The 14518-nt window shown below is 58.6% G+C and carries 14 protein-coding genes; 6 read left to right on the top strand and 8 right to left on the bottom strand.

The annotated features are described in order from the left end of the window. Positions 1-5: 5 nt before the first annotated feature. From RRU01S_RS09810 to RRU01S_RS09800, 3 genes are all read left to right on the top strand, one after another. On the top strand, positions 6-1634 hold the full coding sequence (locus RRU01S_RS09810; protein ID WP_412674283.1) for an ABC transporter ATP-binding protein: 1629 nt from the start codon (positions 6-8) through the stop codon (positions 1632-1634). 175 nt (positions 1635-1809) lie between these two features. Next, positions 1810-3171: a glutamine synthetase family protein gene (locus RRU01S_RS09805; RefSeq protein WP_045230096.1), complete on the top strand. Its 1362-nt coding sequence runs from the start codon at positions 1810-1812 to the stop codon at positions 3169-3171. 1 nt (position 3172) lies between these two features. Continuing rightward, positions 3173-4474 (top strand): NAD(P)/FAD-dependent oxidoreductase, encoded by a 1302-nt coding sequence (locus RRU01S_RS09800; protein WP_045230095.1) that lies wholly within the window; start codon positions 3173-3175, stop codon positions 4472-4474. Positions 4475-4515: 41 nt separating this feature from the next. On the opposite strand, the gene RRU01S_RS09795 is transcribed toward RRU01S_RS09800, so the two are convergent. The 7 genes from RRU01S_RS09795 to rirA all read right to left on the bottom strand — a co-directional run bounded on the left by RRU01S_RS09795 (position 4516) and on the right by rirA (position 10703). Continuing rightward, positions 4516-4998, bottom strand: a complete 483-nt coding sequence (locus tag RRU01S_RS09795; protein ID WP_045230229.1) for a gluconokinase — start codon at positions 4996-4998, stop codon at positions 4516-4518. Between the two features lie 101 nt (positions 4999-5099). Further along, entirely contained in the window at positions 5100-5840 is a 741-nt protein-coding gene (locus tag RRU01S_RS09790) for an ABC transporter permease (RefSeq protein WP_045230094.1), read from the bottom strand. Further along, positions 5837-6775, bottom strand: coding sequence for an ABC transporter ATP-binding protein (locus RRU01S_RS09785; protein WP_045230093.1), 939 nt, complete (start codon positions 6773-6775; stop codon positions 5837-5839). Before RRU01S_RS09785 ends, RRU01S_RS09790 begins: the two co-directional genes overlap by 4 nt. Further along, positions 6772-7953 carry an ABC transporter permease gene (locus RRU01S_RS09780; RefSeq protein ID WP_045230092.1) on the bottom strand — a complete coding sequence of 394 codons (1182 nt, stop codon included), beginning with the start codon at positions 7951-7953 and terminating at the stop codon, positions 6772-6774. Before RRU01S_RS09780 ends, RRU01S_RS09785 begins: the two co-directional genes overlap by 4 nt. Before the next feature lie 9 nt (positions 7954-7962). Further along, the gene (osmF, locus tag RRU01S_RS09775) at positions 7963-8874 is read right to left on the bottom strand and encodes a glycine betaine ABC transporter substrate-binding protein OsmF (protein WP_045230091.1); all 912 of its coding nucleotides are present in this window, start codon (positions 8872-8874) and stop codon (positions 7963-7965) included. A gap of 157 nt (positions 8875-9031) precedes the next feature. Continuing rightward, positions 9032-10066, bottom strand: a complete 1035-nt coding sequence (locus RRU01S_RS09770; RefSeq protein WP_412674282.1) for an AbrB family transcriptional regulator — start codon at positions 10064-10066, stop codon at positions 9032-9034. A 148-nt stretch (positions 10067-10214) separates the two neighbouring features. Beyond that, positions 10215-10703 carry an iron-responsive transcriptional regulator RirA gene (rirA, locus tag RRU01S_RS09765; RefSeq protein WP_045230089.1) on the bottom strand — a complete coding sequence of 163 codons (489 nt, stop codon included), beginning with the start codon at positions 10701-10703 and terminating at the stop codon, positions 10215-10217. Positions 10704-10877: 174 nt separating this feature from the next. On the opposite strand from rirA, the gene RRU01S_RS09760 reads away from it, so the two are divergent. Next, complete coding sequence (locus tag RRU01S_RS09760) at positions 10878-11927, top strand: Fe(3+) ABC transporter substrate-binding protein (RefSeq protein ID WP_045230088.1); 1050 nt, start codon at positions 10878-10880, stop codon at positions 11925-11927. A gap of 44 nt (positions 11928-11971) precedes the next feature. Here RRU01S_RS09760 and irrA read toward each other — a convergent pair whose 3' ends face one another. Continuing rightward, positions 11972-12391, bottom strand: a complete 420-nt coding sequence (irrA, locus tag RRU01S_RS09755; RefSeq protein WP_045230087.1) for an iron response transcriptional regulator IrrA — start codon at positions 12389-12391, stop codon at positions 11972-11974. A gap of 301 nt (positions 12392-12692) precedes the next feature. On the opposite strand from irrA, the gene fabA reads away from it, so the two are divergent. Beyond that, the gene (gene fabA / locus RRU01S_RS09750) at positions 12693-13208 is read left to right on the top strand and encodes a 3-hydroxyacyl-[acyl-carrier-protein] dehydratase FabA (RefSeq protein WP_045230086.1); all 516 of its coding nucleotides are present in this window, start codon (positions 12693-12695) and stop codon (positions 13206-13208) included. An 82-nt stretch (positions 13209-13290) separates the two neighbouring features. Beyond that, on the top strand, positions 13291-14514 hold the full coding sequence (gene fabB, locus RRU01S_RS09745) for a beta-ketoacyl-ACP synthase I (RefSeq protein WP_045230228.1): 1224 nt from the start codon (positions 13291-13293) through the stop codon (positions 14512-14514). Positions 14515-14518 lie beyond the last annotated feature (4 nt).

Below are 14518 nucleotides of genomic sequence, written 5' to 3'. Positions count from 1 at the left end.
ATACGATGACCGCTCCCCTTCTCTCCGTCCGCGATCTTTCCGTTGCCTTTCATCAGGGTGGCAAGGAGAGCGTGGCTGTCGATCATGTGTCGTTCGATATCATGCCCGGCGAGATCGTGGCGCTGGTGGGCGAATCGGGCTCGGGCAAATCGGTAACGGCGAATTCCATTTTGAAGCTGCTGCCGTATCCTGCGGCCAGCCATCCCTCAGGTCAAATCCTGTTCGAAGGCAAGGATTTGCTCAACGCCTCAATGCGCGAGCTTCGCGCGGTGCGCGGCAACGACATCACCATGATCTTTCAGGAGCCGATGACCTCGCTCAATCCGCTGCACAGCATCGAGCGGCAGATTGGCGAAATCCTTGAGCTTCATCAGGCCATTACCGGCATTGAGGCGCGCAAGCGGACGCTGGAGCTGCTGTTGCAGGTCGGCATTCGCGAGCCTAAAAAGCGGCTAAAAGCCTATCCGCACGAACTTTCCGGTGGCCAGCGTCAACGCGTGATGATTGCCATGGCACTTGCCAACCGTCCGAAACTGCTGATCGCCGACGAACCGACGACGGCCCTCGACGTGACGGTGCAGGCGCAGATCCTGGAACTGCTGGGCGATTTAAAGAACCAGCATGATATGTCCATGCTGTTCATCACCCATGATCTTGGCATCGTGCGCAAATTCGCAGACCGTGTGTGCGTGATGACCAAGGGCAAGATCGTGGAGACCGGCACGGTCGAGCAGGTCTTCACCGATCCGCAGCACGCCTATACCCGCCACCTTCTGGCCGCCGAACCCAAGGGCGAGCCGCCGCTGTCCGATAGCAGCAAGCCCGTTGTCATGCAGGGAGATGACATCAAGGTCTGGTTCCCGATCAAGGCCGGGCTGATGCGCAAGGTGGTGGATCACGTCAAGGCGGTGGATGGCATCGATATCACATTGCGCGCCGGTCAGACGGTGGGCGTCGTTGGCGAATCCGGTTCTGGCAAGACGACGCTGGGCTTAGCGCTGTCGCGCCTGATCTCGTCCAAGGGGCGCATCAGCTTTATCGGCCAGTCCATCGATGGATATTCCTATGCGATGATGAAGCCGCTGAGAAACCGGCTTCAGGTGGTGTTTCAGGACCCCTATGGTTCGCTGAGCCCACGCATGTCGGTGGGTGAGATCATCGCCGAAGGTCTGCGGGTGCATGAAAAATCGCTGTCTGCGGATGAACGCGACCGGCGCGTGGCGCAGGCACTGGACGAGGTAGGCCTCGATACCGCCACCCGCTGGCGCTTTCCGCACGAATTTTCCGGCGGCCAGAGGCAGCGAATTGCCATTGCTCGCGCCATGGTACTCAAACCGCGCTTCGTGATGCTGGACGAGCCCACCTCTGCGCTCGATATGAGCGTGCAGGCGCAAGTGGTGGACCTGCTGCGGGATTTGCAAGCCAAGCACGATCTCGCCTACCTCTTCATCAGCCACGACCTCAAGGTCGTCAAAGCGTTGGCCAACGACATGATCGTCATGCGCCACGGCAAGGTGGTGGAAAGCGGCCCGGCAAAGTCGATCTTCGAAGCGCCGAAGGAAGACTATACGCGCGCGCTCATGGCGGCGGCTTTCAACATCGAAGCCGTCAAGACGGCAGCGATCAGCGAGTAGGCGTTTTCAAGAACATGCTGGCCTTCTTGGGCCAGCCCACGTACGATGCAACGAGAACGTGGAAAACAATGAGGCGTGATGTCATCATGACGGCGCGATATATACTTTATCAGCTTGTGGATGCTTTCCGTTAGCGACTCTGCCGCGAACCGAAGATGAAACAACCTGCTGGTGAATGATGGTCGATATTGATTACGCAAAAAGATTTTTCGAAGAAAACCCCGATATTGAAATTCTTGAAGCCTTTGTCATCGATGTAAACGGCGTGCCGCGCGGAAAATGGATACCGCGTGAACGTGCCATCGATGTGCTGGAAAAAGGCATGGCCGTGCCGCGCTCCGTCTACGCGCTGGATATCTGGGGCCGTGACGTCAACGCAGCCGGCCTTGCCGAGGGTACTGGCGACCCCGATGGTCTATGCTTTGCCGTTCCAGAAACGCTGTCACGGGTGACGTGGCTGGGGCGTCCCACGGCGCAGGTGCTGCTGGCCATGAAAGACCCTGATGGCAATGGCTTCTACGGCGATCCGCGCAATGTGCTGGCGCAGGTTCTGGCAGGATTTACCCGGCGCGGGCTGACGCCGGTCGTGGCCACAGAGCTCGAATTCTATCTGATCGATCCTGTTCGCTCCGCGCTCGACCCCGTGCGTCCACCGCGCAGCCGTGAGGGCCGCTGGCATACCGGCCAGACGCAGGTTCTCTCCATCTCCGAATTGCAGGATTTCGAGGGCGTCTTTCACGACATCTCGACGGCGTGTCGGGCGCAGAATGTCGGGGCTGACACGACGTTGCGCGAAAACGGTCCTGGCCAGTATGAAATCAACCTCAACCATGTGCCGGATGCCCTTCGCGCGGCGGATGATGCCGTGTTCCTGAAGCGCATCGTCAAGGGCGTGGCGCGCAAGCACGATCTCGATGCCACCTTCATGGCCAAGCCTTATGGCATGCAGGCGGGCAACGGCATGCATGTGCATTTTTCCATGCTGGATAGAGACGGTAACAATATCTATGCGGGCGAAAACGGCCCGTCCGAAGCGCTGATGCATTCCGTCGGCGGCCTCCTGGAAAATATGGGAGAGAGCATGGCGGTGTTTGCGCCGCATGCCAATTCCTATCGTCGCCTGCGCCCTAGCGAACACGCGCCGACCTATGCCTCCTGGGGTATCGACAACCGCTCCGCCGCCGTGCGCGTCATCGTCGCCAGCAAGCCGGCGACCCGTATCGAACACCGCGTCGCCGGTGCCGACACCAACCCTTATCTGGTGCTGGCCATGATCCTCAGTGCCGCCCTTGCCGGCATGAAGGAAAAGCGCCAGCCGGGTGGCGCGATCTCCGGCGACAGCCACGCCATCAACCATGAGCCGCTGCCGACCAACTGGGATTATGCGCTTCAGCGCTTTACCCGTTCAAGTTTTGCCTACGCAACCTTCGGGCAGAAATATCGTACGCTATATTCAGCTTGCAAACAGCAGGAACTCTCCGAATTTTCCCTACGCGTAACCGACGTCGAATACGACGCATATATCAGGACGGTGTGAGATGGCGAACGTGACTGACACTCCAAATCCCGGCCACACCACGTCATGGTACGCGGCGTCCGCCAACACCAAGACCGTTCGCACCGCGCTTCAGGGTGATCAGGATGCGGATGTCTGCATCATCGGCGCAGGGTTCACCGGCCTGTCGGCAGCACTGGAGCTAGCGCAAAAGGGGTTCTCCGTCATCGTTTTGGAAGGTGAGCGGGTCGGCTTCGGCGCGTCCGGGCGCAACGGTGGCCAGATCGTCAACGGCTATAGCCGCGATCTTCACACGATTGCCCGGCGCTACGGCGCGCAGAAGGCGGCGCAGTTAGGCGCAATGTCGCTCGAAGGCGGACAGATCATCCGCGACCGAGTCGCGAAATACGGGATCGATTGCGATCTGGTCGATGGCGGTTTCTTCGCGGCGTTCACGCCCAAGCAGATCACCGAGATGGCCGCCAACAAGGCCAATTGGGAAAAGCACGGCCATACCGGTCTTGAAATGGTCTCCAAGGCCGAGGTGGGCAAATACGTGAAGTCGGATCGCTATGCTGGCGGCATGATCGACCGCTTCGGCGGGCATATTCATCCGTTGAACTATGTGTTGGGCGAAGCGGCGGCGATTGAAAGCCTTGGTGGGCGCATCTTCGAAAACTCGCGCGTCATCGCCGTCGAGCAGGGCACGAACCCGGTCGTGAGAACGGCGCAAGGCAAGGTCGCGGCTAAATATGTTCTGGTCTGCGGCAACGCCTATCTCGGCGGTCTCCTGCCGGAAATCGGCGAGCGGATGATGCCGGTATCGAGCCAGGTGATGGCGACGGAGCCGCTGGATGCGGCTCTGATCGAAGATCTCCTGCCTGCCAATTACTGCGTTGAAGATGCCAATTACATCCTCGATTATTACCGCCGCACCTCCGACAACCGCCTGCTCTATGGCGGCGGTATCGGTTATGGCGGCAGCGATCCCGCTGACCTCACCAGCGTCATCCGCCCCAATATGCTGAGAACTTTCCCGCAATTGAAAGATACCAAGATCGATTTTGCATGGAGCGGCAACTTTGCGCTGACGCTGACGCGTATTCCGCATATCGGGCGGCTGTCACCCAACGTCTATTTTTCGCATGGCGATAGCGGCCATGGGGTTACGACCACGCAGTTGCTGGGCAAGATTTTGGGTGAAGCGGTTGCGGGGCATGCGGAACGCTTCGATGTCTGGTCGTCGCTGCCGAACTATCCGTTCCCCGGCGGCAAGACATTCCGCGTGCCGCTGACCATGCTCGGCGCATGGTGGTACGGACTTCGCGACAGGCTGGGTGTTTAGAGCAATTCCAGCAAAAGTGTGAAGCGGTTTTGCGTGAAAACCTATAACGCGGAGAGTCCCTTCAAGGCGTTCTCGGTGATCTCGTCCGGCGTGGCGTCGATGCTGACGGTGACGACGCCGGGTTCGCCGGTTGGCACTTCCAGCGTGGCCAACTGTGTCTTGAGCAGCGACAGCGGCATGAAGTGGCCGGTGCGCGCCCCCATGCGTTCGGTCAGAAGCGCTTCGCTGCCTTCGAGATAGACGAAGGCCAAGGGGCCGCCGCAGGCGCCACGCAGGCGGTCGCGATAGGTCCTCTTGAGGGCAGAGCAAGAAACGACGATGCCACCTGCTTCAAATCCTTTGCGCAGTTCAGCCCCGACGAGATCGAGCCACGGCCAGCGATCCTCGTCGGTCAGCGGCGTTCCCGCGGCCATTTTTTCGACATTGGAGGTCGGGTGAAGCTTGTCACCCTCCATGAAGGGAATGCCCAGCCGTTCGGCCAGTTCTTCGCCAACGGTAGACTTGCCGCAGCCGCTGACACCCATGATGATGATTGCCTGTTTCACGATGACCTCTGCATTTCAAATTCGATCTTCATCCGTCTACAGCATGACGCTATCGGGTGGACATCTTTTCTCTTCACAAATCAGTAGCCCGCACGCCGGGCCGCCTTTGCCTCCAGCATGGATAGCCCGCTATGGATCAGCACGGCAAGGGCTGCGACGATCAGACCGCCCTGAAGAATGAACGCAAGATTGTTGGATTGCAGCCCGGCAATGATGACTTCGCCCAGAGTGCGTGCCGCAACCGTCGAGCCGATGGTGGCGGTGGACAGGCTGATGACGGCAGAGAGCCTGACACCCGCGAGAATGGCGGGGAGGGCGAGCGGCAGTTCGATCCGCCACAGGCGCTGGAAGCCGGTCATGCCAGACCCACGCGCCGCTTCGACAATGGCAGGCGGAAGGGTGGTGAGGCCGGTGATGGTATTTTCGAAGATCGGCAGCAGGGCATAGAGAAACAGCGCCATCAGCGTCGGCTTCTCGCCAAAACCCATGATCGGCACGGCAAGCGCCAGCACCGCGACAGGCGGAAAGGTTTGGCCGATATTGACGATACTGCGCGACAGCGGCAGGAATTCCCGCCCGAAAGGTCGGGTGACGAGAATGGCCAGCGTCCCGGCAATGATGATGGCGGCGCCCGTCGCAATAGCCACCGTGGCCAGATGAGACAGCGTCAGCGATAGAAGATTGGCCTGTATGTAGATGGCCGCGGCATTGGTCTGGACGAGAGGCTTGAACACGGGCTCGAAAAGCTCTGGCTTCACAAGGAAGGTGATGAGCAAGAGGCTGAGTACGGCCAGCAGAAAAGGACCAAGCCGCTTTGTCATACAGACCCCGCCGCATTGTGCAGCAAGACCTCGCGGCGAATACGCCCTGCCGCCTGTCCATCCGGTCCGGTTACGGGCAGTGAGTCGCGCCCGGTCCACAGCATGGCCGACAGCGCATCGCGCTGGCTGGTCGTGGCGGGCAAAGGCTCGCCCTCTGCCTCTCCCGGCTCCACGATCTCGCCGACGGTTGCGACCGATAGCAGCCGCAGCGGTCTTTCCCGCTCGCCAATCATGGTGCGCACGAAATCCGTCGCCGGTTTGCGCACCAGTTCGGCGGGTTTGCCGTATTGGACGATCTTGCCCTTGTCCATCACGGCTATGCGGTCGGCCAGATGAAAGGCTTCGTCCATATCATGGGTCACGAGCACGATGGTAACGCCAAGTTTTTTCTGGATCGCCAGCAAATCGTCCTGCGCCTTGGCGCGGATGATCGGGTCCAGCGCGCCGAAGGGCTCGTCCATCAGGAGAATATTCGGCTCGGCCGCCAGCGCACGCGCCACACCGACGCGCTGCTGCTGGCCGCCAGAGAGCTCGTTGGGAAAGCGGTTTGCGTAAACGGACGGATCGAGCTGAAATAGCTCCAGAAGTTCGGTCACTTTGGCATCGATCCGGGAACGGTCCCAGCCGATCAGTTCAGGAACGGTGGCAATGTTCTGCGCCACGGTGCGGTGTGGAAAAAGCCCATGGCCCTGAATGGCGTAGCCGATGCTGCGGCGAAGCTGATAGCCGGGCATATCCAGAATATTTTGTCCGTCGATGCGGATAATGCCGGATGTCGGCTCGACCAGACGGTTGATCATCCGCAGAAGCGTCGTCTTGCCGGAGCCCGACGTGCCGACGATGACGGTGATGCTACGGGCATCGATCGTCAGCGATACACCGTCCACCACTGTCGAGCCGTCATAGTTTTTGGTCAGATGCTCGACCTCGATCATGCCCTGCTTCCTTTGTTGAACAGATTGCTCTCGATGACGGCATCCAAGAGGATGGCAGCGGTAAAGCCTAAGATGACGGTCGGGATGGTGCCAAGCAGAACGAGATCCATTGCTGTCTGGCCGATGCCCTGAAACACGAACACACCAAACCCGCCGCCGCCGATCAGGGCTGCAATGGTGGCAAGGCCGACATTCTGGACGAGAACGATGCGAATGCCGGTGAGAATGATGGGTAGCGCCAAGGGAAAGTCGATTTTGAAGAGCCTCTGACTCGCCGTCATGCCAAGCCCGCGCGCCGCCTCGCGTACCGCGTTCGATACGCCATTCAACCCAACGACCGTGTTGGAGACCACGGGCAGCAGCGAATACAAGAACAGCGCGACAAAGGCCGGCGCCATGCCGATGCCACGAATACCGAGGTCGGATGCGCCAGGGATGTTGGCGGCGATCCATCCCAGCGGCGCGATCAGCAGGCCAAACAGGGCGATGGAAGGAATGGTCTGGACGATGTTGAGGCTGTTCAGCACCCCGGCGCGCAAGCTGTCGACCTTGTAGCAGAGTACGCCCAGCGGGATGCCGACGAGCGTTGCCGAAAAGAGCGAACCGATGGCAAGCTGCACGTGGCGAGCAGCTTCCATCCAGAAGATGTCGCGTCGGCTTTCATATTCCTTCATGACGGACAGCCCGTCCCACTGCCCGGACAGAAGTGTCACAGCGATGACTCCCAGCGCCAGACACAACAGCAGAACCCGCGTTGCCGGGCGCGGGTTGAGCCGCGCAATCGCGTCCGTCGCCAGCAGGATCAAACCTGCAGCCAGCAGCCAGAAGCCACTGGCAGGCGAAACGCGTGCGTAGGTGTTGCCTTCGGGCGTGAGATGAGATGCGGCACCGCCGATCGCCAGTGCAAGAGCTGCCAGACCGATCAGAGCTGTGCCCAGCCTGACACGCGTGTCGCCGCGAAAAAATGCAACGCAGATGGCGATGCCGACAATCGCGAAAAGCGCATAGGCCCATTGCGCAGGCAGGGCATTCAGAACGCTGCGAACCTCACCTTGAACGATACGGTTGGCCCGAAACGTCGCAAAGGGCAGCGCCAGAAGCGCATAGGCAAGCAGCGCTGCTATCAGCGCTCCGACCTTATCGTATCTTGGAAGGGACCAGTGCTGGGCGCGTTGCAAAGCGGCCCCTTATTTCACGAAGCCATTTTTCGTCAGAAAGTCCAGCGCAACGGTCTTCGCCTGTTCGCCACCCACCTGCACGCGACCGTTCAACTCTTGAAGCGTCGTGAGATCGAGCTTTTCAAAGACGGGCTTGAGCAGCGTTTCGATTTCCGGGTGCCTTTTCAAAATTTCTTCGCGGACGATGGGCGCTGGCTGATAGACCGGCTGAACCTTCTTGTCGTCTTCCAGCACCACGAGACCGGATGGAGCAATGCCACCGTCGGTGCCATAGACCATGGCAGCATTGACGTTGTTGGTCTGGTTGGCCGCCGCTGCGATCGTTGCCGAGGTATCGCCACCGGCAAGCGTGATGAGCTGGTCGGCCTTCAGGGTAAAGCCATAGGTCTTCTGGAATGCGGGAAGCGCAGCCGCTGAGTTGACGAATTCCGAAGATGCCGCCAGCACGACCTGACCACCATCTGCGATGTATTTTCCGAATTCGCTCAGCGTCTTCAGACTATTCTTCTCGGCCACGTCCTTGCGGATGGCGATGCCCCATGTGTTGTTGGCCGGAGACGGGGTCAGCCAGACGATCTTGTTGGCATCGAAGTCCAGCGTCTTGGCTTCCTCATAGGCCTTCGCGGCGTCCTTCCAGAGCGGGTCGTCTGCCTTTTCAAAGAAGTAGGCGGCATTGCCGGTATATTCGGGGTAGATGTCGATCTCGCCTGCGGTGATCGCCTTGCGCACAACCGGGGTTGCGCCCAGCTGAATGCGGTCCGTGGTTTCGATATCGTTCTTGCTCAGCACAGTCATGATGATGTTGCCAAGCACGGAGCCTTCCGTATCGATCTTGGATGAAACGACGACCTGCGCCTGTGCGATGGATGCGTAGAGTGCAAGCGCGAGCCCCGCGCCGGTGAGTTTCATCAAACGCTTCATCAGGCATCTCCGATACAAAAGGGGTCGATCAAGGGGCATTTTCGTCGCGCTGCGACAGTCCCCAATTCAGTAGGCGGTAACGGAAAAGAGAGCGAAAGGTTGCATGCGCATTTCAATTTATGCGCACTCGCTAAATTGAAGCGAGCATATCGCCGCTTCAGTCGGATTTTCTGCGCGCATCCTTGCCCATGACGAGCGGCATGAGCACGGATAAAAACAACAGGCGCAGAACGTGGTGGGAGCCTACATAGGCCGTATCGGCATGCATCATCACAGCCATGGCCGCCATGGTTTCCAGACCGCCGGGCGCAAAGGCGATCATAACGGCGTTGAGGGGAACGCCGGTGATGTTGGACACTGCAACAGCGGCAAGACAGGCCAAAAGCATTACAGCCACCGTTACCACCCCGCCTGCCACGAACGCCTTTCTCATGTCGCGAAGAGAGGAGCGAGTAAAGCGCGTGCCGATCAGGCTGCCCAGAATGATATAGGTCGGCTGGCTCATCCAGGTGGGTACGCCGCCGCTCGTCAACCCGGTGATGTGGATGCCTATCGATACGGCAACGCCGCCCAGCAAAAGCGCCGCCGGAAAGCGCCAGCGCATGAAAACCCATCCGACGGCAAGCGAAGCGATGACCGTCGCGCCCAGCACGAGCGGCGTCATCGGCGGCGTCAGGATTACGGGTTCGATGCTGATCAGATCGAGATATTCAACGATAAGCGGCACGGCAAGCGTCAGCGCTAGAACGCGCACGCTCTGGATGACACTGACGGTGGCCAAATCGCTCTTGGTTTCCGCCGTCAGGCTGATGATGTAGCTGAGATGGCCGGGTGAGGCGCCCAGCATGGCCGTGGTGCGGTCGTAACCGAAACCGCGCAAAATCCAGTAGGCGACGTAGAGCAAGACAACAACGGTTGCCAGCACAGCGATGAAACTGAGCGGCCAGGTTGCGGCAGCACCGATAACCTCCGGCGTCACGCTCGTTCCCATGGATATGCCGACGACGACGAAGGTTGCGTTGCGCAGCAGGTGGGGCACGGAAAGCCGCAAACCCGACAATCCCGCCAACGTCACGGCAAGCGCCGGTCCACACAGAAAAGGTGCTGGCAGTCCTATAAGAGAGGCTACCAGAGCGCCGATGCTGCCGATGAGGGCTGTCAGGAGAAAGCTTTGGAGGTCTGGCTTGGTCATCATGCTTACGGAAAGGGAATCGGATGGGAGGCTTTTGATATGCAACTGTGCCTTTTACGGCGCAACCGTCAACTGCAAGAGGCCTAAAAACACAAAACCCGCGAACAATGTCCGCGGGTTGGAAAATCTGACGAAGTGAGCTTGAGGCTTAGGCAGCGGGAGCGGCTGCCACGACCCGTGGCGGACGACGCTTGGCCATGGTGTCTTCTAGGCCGAGCAGGAAGCTGATCTGCGGGCGGGCCTTGACGAGGTCGTCGATGGAATATTGCGTCAACACATCGAAGAAGGCGTTGAGTGCCTTGCGCAGCGCCGAGTTCAAACCGCAGCTATCCACCAACGGGCATTCCACGGCACCCTCTTCGAAACACTCTGCCATGGCAAAGCTGTCTTCGGTGACCTTGACGACATCGAACAGGCTGATCTTGTCGGCAGGCTTGCCCAGCTTGACACCGCCATTGCGACCACGAACGGTCTCGACGAGGCCAGCCTTGTTCAGCGGCTGCAAAATCTTGAACAGGAAGAGTTCCGAGACGCCATAAGCCTTGGCAATTTCCGGAATGCGGCTGAGGTTGCCTTCATTGGCAGCGCAATACATCAACATGCGGACGGCATAGTTGGTCTGTTTGGTCAAACGCATGCTAGTCTCCTAACTCCTGTAATGTGGAGTCATATAGTCGCTATTTTAGTTTAGAACAATTCCAGAAATGAAAAATTCTCTGCGAGAATCCCGATCTCTCATTTGCCCTGTTGACCGCTTGCCGTGATTCATGAACAAACAACTCAAGAATCCAATCTACCGGAGGCGTTTCCCATGGCAAGCGTGAAGTCGATATTTTATGCGATTGCGGCCACAACAACGGTTGTCAGTTGTGGAATGTCCACAGCTTTCGCGGGTGGTGAGGTCAACGTCTACTCCTATCGCCAGCCAGAACTCATCCAGCCGCTGCTCGACGCCTTCACCAAGGAAACCGGCATCGAAGCCAATGTGCTGTTTCTGGACAAGGGACTGGTCGAGCGCATTCAGGCCGAAGGCGTCAATTCGCCCGCCGATATTCTGCTGACCGTCGATATTGCCCGTCTGGTCGAAGCCAAGGAAGGCAAGGTCACGCAGCCGGTGTTGAACGACCCGGTCATCGAAAAGGACATTCCCGCCAATCTTCGTGATCCGGAAGGTGAGTGGTTCGGACTGACGACCCGCGGGCGTGTGGTTTATGCCTCCAAGGATCGTGTCAGCCAGAAAGATATCACTTACGAAGAGCTGGCGGATCCGAAATGGAAGGGCAAGATCTGCATTCGCGATGGCCAGCACTCTTATAACATCGCGCTTTTTGCATCCATGATTGCCCATCACGGTGTGGACTACACACGCACATGGTTGACCGCGCTCAAGAACAATCTGGCCCGCAAACCCGACGGAACCGACCGCAGTCAGGCCAAATCCATCTATTCCGGTGAATGCGATATCGCGCTCGGCAACACCTATTATGTCGGCCTGATGCTGACCAATGAGCAGGAGCCAGAGGAAAAGGTCTGGGGCAATTCCGTCCGCGTCATCTTCCCCAACGCCAACGACCGCGGCACCCACGTCAACATTTCGGGCGTCGCAATGACGAAATATGCCCCGAACAAGGACAATGCGCTGAAGCTGATGGAATTCCTGGCGTCGGGCGAGGCACAAGAAATCTATGCCAAACAGGTCTTCGAATATCCGGTTCTACCGGGCGCGCAGCCATCCGATGTCGTGAAGAATTTCGGGCCGATCAAGCCGGATACATTGTCCCTCACCGAGATCGCTGCTCATCGGAAAGAAGCGTCGGAATTGGTGGATGAGGTTGGTTTCAACGACGGCCCGTCCAACTGACCGGTCCGTGACGCTTTAAAGCTTGGCGTTTTGACAGAAAAGCCTCAGCCGCGCTTGCGGCGAAGGCGGATAACCACGTCCACATGGGCGATTTCCATGCCCTCGGGTGGCTCTGGCAGGTTACCTATTTCCAGGTTGTTGACCGGAATATCCAGAACTTCGTTTTCACCTTCGACGAAGAAGTGATGGTGATCCGAGACGTTAGTGTCGAAATAGGTTTTGGCACCTTCGACTGCCAACACGCGGATGATGCCCGCTTCGGTAAACTGGTGCAGCGTGTTGTAAACGGTGGCCAACGAAATCGGCACGCCGGCATTCACAGCCTCGTCATGCAGCTCCTCGACAGTCAGATGCCGGTCACCCTTGGCGAACAGAAGATCGCCCAGTGCAACGCGCTGACGTGTAGGGCGCAGGCCGAAGCGGCGCAATCTCGTTCCGATATCCAGTGTAGCGTCGAATGTCATAAAAACGCGGCCTCAAAACCGGTGGCATAAACCCAATCTGGTAAGCATATAACTTTTACGAGCAAAGCTTTCAATAGATTCCGGCAAAACGGCCCGCGGCAATTGGCTGCAAAGCGGGGATTTTTGCAAATTTCCTCTGGTTCAGGCCTTACGCTTCCTGTATGCGGGCGCCATGTTAAGGCAGCTTTGGCACAAAGCATGGGCAAGCAGACATGCAAGTTGCCCTTGTGGCGCTTCATTTTGAACCTAACTTGTTCTACAGAAGTCTTTCAACGCGTGTAAACGGGGAAATGGATACGACATGGCAACGAGGCAATCGAGCTACAATTACGAGGAAATTCTGTCTTGTGGACGTGGCGAACTGTTTGGTCCCGGCAACGCGCAGCTTCCTCTGCCTCCTATGCTCATGGTGCACCGTATCACTGAAATCTCCGAAACCGGCGGTGCCCACGACAAGGGCTTCATCCGCGCCGAATACGACGTGTCGCCTGATGACTGGTATTTTCCATGCCACTTTCAGGGCAACCCCATCATGCCCGGCTGCCTCGGTCTCGATGGCATGTGGCAGCTGACGGGCTTCTTCCTCGGCTGGCTGGGTGAAGAAGGTCGCGGCATGGCGCTGTCCACCGGCGAGGTGAAGTTCAAGGGCATGGTTCGCCCTGAAACAAAGCTCTTGCAATACGGCATCGATTTCAAGCGCGTCATGCGCGGTCGCCTGGTTCTCGGCACGGCCGATGGCTGGCTGAAGGCCGATGGCGAAACCATTTATCAAGCGTCGGACCTGCGTGTCGGCCTGTCGAAAGAAAAGACCGCCTGACCCCTGATCGTTCGGTTGCGGGTGGCCAATGCCGCCCCAACTCGCAACACATCGCGCGGCAAACACAGAAAAGGTCAACTTTATGAGAAGAGTTGTAGTCACCGGCCTCGGTATTGTTTCATCGATCGGCAACGACGCTAAAGAAGTGACAGCGTCCCTGAGAGATGCGAAGTCGGGAATTTCGTTCTCGCCGGATTTCGCCGAGCATGGCTTCAAATGCCAGGTCTGGGGCAAGCCGTCTCTCGACCCGACCGATCTGGTTGACCGTCGCGCCATGCGCTTCCTGTCCCAGGGCGGTGCGTGGAACCATGTGGCCATGAAGCAGGCGATTGCAGACTCCGGTCTGGAAGAGAGCGTCATCAGCGGCAATGAGCGCACGGGCATCATCATGGGCTCGGGCGGTCCGTCCACCCGCACCATCGTTGAAGCCTCCGACATCACGCTGAAGAACAACAGCCCCAAGCGCATCGGCCCGTTTGCCGTGCCGAAGGCCATGTCGTCCACGGCATCCGCAACGCTTGCCACCTGGTTCAAGATCCACGGCGTCAACTATTCCATCTCCTCGGCCTGCTCGACATCGGCGCACTGCATCGGCAACGCCGCTGAAATGATCCAGTGGGGTAAGCAGGACGTGATGTTTGCGGGTGGCCATGAAGACCTCGACTGGTCGATGTCGAACCTGTTCGATGCCATGGGTGCCATGTCGTCCAAATATAACGACACGCCATCGGTCGCCTCGCGCGCCTATGACGTCAACCGCGATGGCTTCGTCATCGCTGGTGGTGCCGGCGTTCTGGTTCTGGAAGAACTGGAACATGCCAAGGCACGCGGCGCGAAGATTTATGCCGAAATCGTCGGTTACGGCGCAACATCTGACGGTTACGACATGGTCGCACCGTCTGGCGAAGGCGCCATCCGCTGCATGCGTCAGGCTCTGGCAACGGTGAAGGGCGATGTCGATTACATCAACACCCACGGCACATCCACACCCGTTGGCGACAGCAAGGAAGTCGGCGCGATCCGTGAAGTGTTTGGCTCGAAAATCCCGCATGTGCAGTCGACCAAGTCGCTTACCGGTCACTCGCTGGGTGCAGCCGGCGTGCAGGAATCCATCTACGGTCTGTTGATGATGCAGGAGCGCTTCATCGGCAAAAGCGCCCATATCGAAACGCTCGATCCGGAATTCGAAGGCGTGCCGATCGTTCGCGAACGCATCGACAATGCCAAGATCGATACGGTTCTGTCGAACTCCTTCGGCTTCGGCGGCACCAACGCCACGCTCGTCTTCCAGCGCTACAACGGATAATTGC

Source organism: Agrobacterium rubi TR3 = NBRC 13261, from assembly GCF_000739935.1.
Lineage (GTDB): Bacteria > Pseudomonadota > Alphaproteobacteria > Rhizobiales > Rhizobiaceae > Agrobacterium > Agrobacterium rubi.
The sequence above is the reverse complement of the archived record's forward strand: the minus strand, read 5'-3'. Positions and strand labels throughout refer to the sequence as shown.

Bases quoted from the DNA above. Each gene is read 5' to 3' on its own strand.
- RRU01S_RS09810 (WP_412674283.1), top strand. From the start codon at position 6: ATGACCGCTCCCCTTCTCTCCGTCCGCGATCTTTCCGTTGCCTTTCAT.
- rirA (WP_045230089.1), bottom strand. From the start codon at position 10,703: ATGCGTTTGACCAAACAGACCAACTATGCCGTCCGCATGTTGATGTAT.
- RRU01S_RS09795 (WP_045230229.1), bottom strand. From the start codon at position 4,998: ATGGGTGTCAGCGGCTGCGGCAAGTCTACCGTTGGCGAAGAACTGGCC.
- RRU01S_RS09805 (WP_045230096.1), top strand. From the start codon at position 1,810: ATGATGGTCGATATTGATTACGCAAAAAGATTTTTCGAAGAAAACCCC.
- RRU01S_RS09800 (WP_045230095.1), top strand. From the start codon at position 3,173: ATGGCGAACGTGACTGACACTCCAAATCCCGGCCACACCACGTCATGG.
- RRU01S_RS09770 (WP_412674282.1), bottom strand. From the start codon at position 10,066: ATGACCAAGCCAGACCTCCAAAGCTTTCTCCTGACAGCCCTCATCGGC.
- RRU01S_RS09790 (WP_045230094.1), bottom strand. From the start codon at position 5,840: ATGACAAAGCGGCTTGGTCCTTTTCTGCTGGCCGTACTCAGCCTCTTG.
- fabA (WP_045230086.1), top strand. From the start codon at position 12,693: ATGGCAACGAGGCAATCGAGCTACAATTACGAGGAAATTCTGTCTTGT.
- RRU01S_RS09785 (WP_045230093.1), bottom strand. From the start codon at position 6,775: ATGATCGAGGTCGAGCATCTGACCAAAAACTATGACGGCTCGACAGTG.
- fabB (WP_045230228.1), top strand. From the start codon at position 13,291: ATGAGAAGAGTTGTAGTCACCGGCCTCGGTATTGTTTCATCGATCGGC.
- irrA (WP_045230087.1), bottom strand. From the start codon at position 12,391: ATGACATTCGACGCTACACTGGATATCGGAACGAGATTGCGCCGCTTC.
- osmF (WP_045230091.1), bottom strand. From the start codon at position 8,874: ATGAAGCGTTTGATGAAACTCACCGGCGCGGGGCTCGCGCTTGCACTC.
- RRU01S_RS09760 (WP_045230088.1), top strand. From the start codon at position 10,878: ATGGCAAGCGTGAAGTCGATATTTTATGCGATTGCGGCCACAACAACG.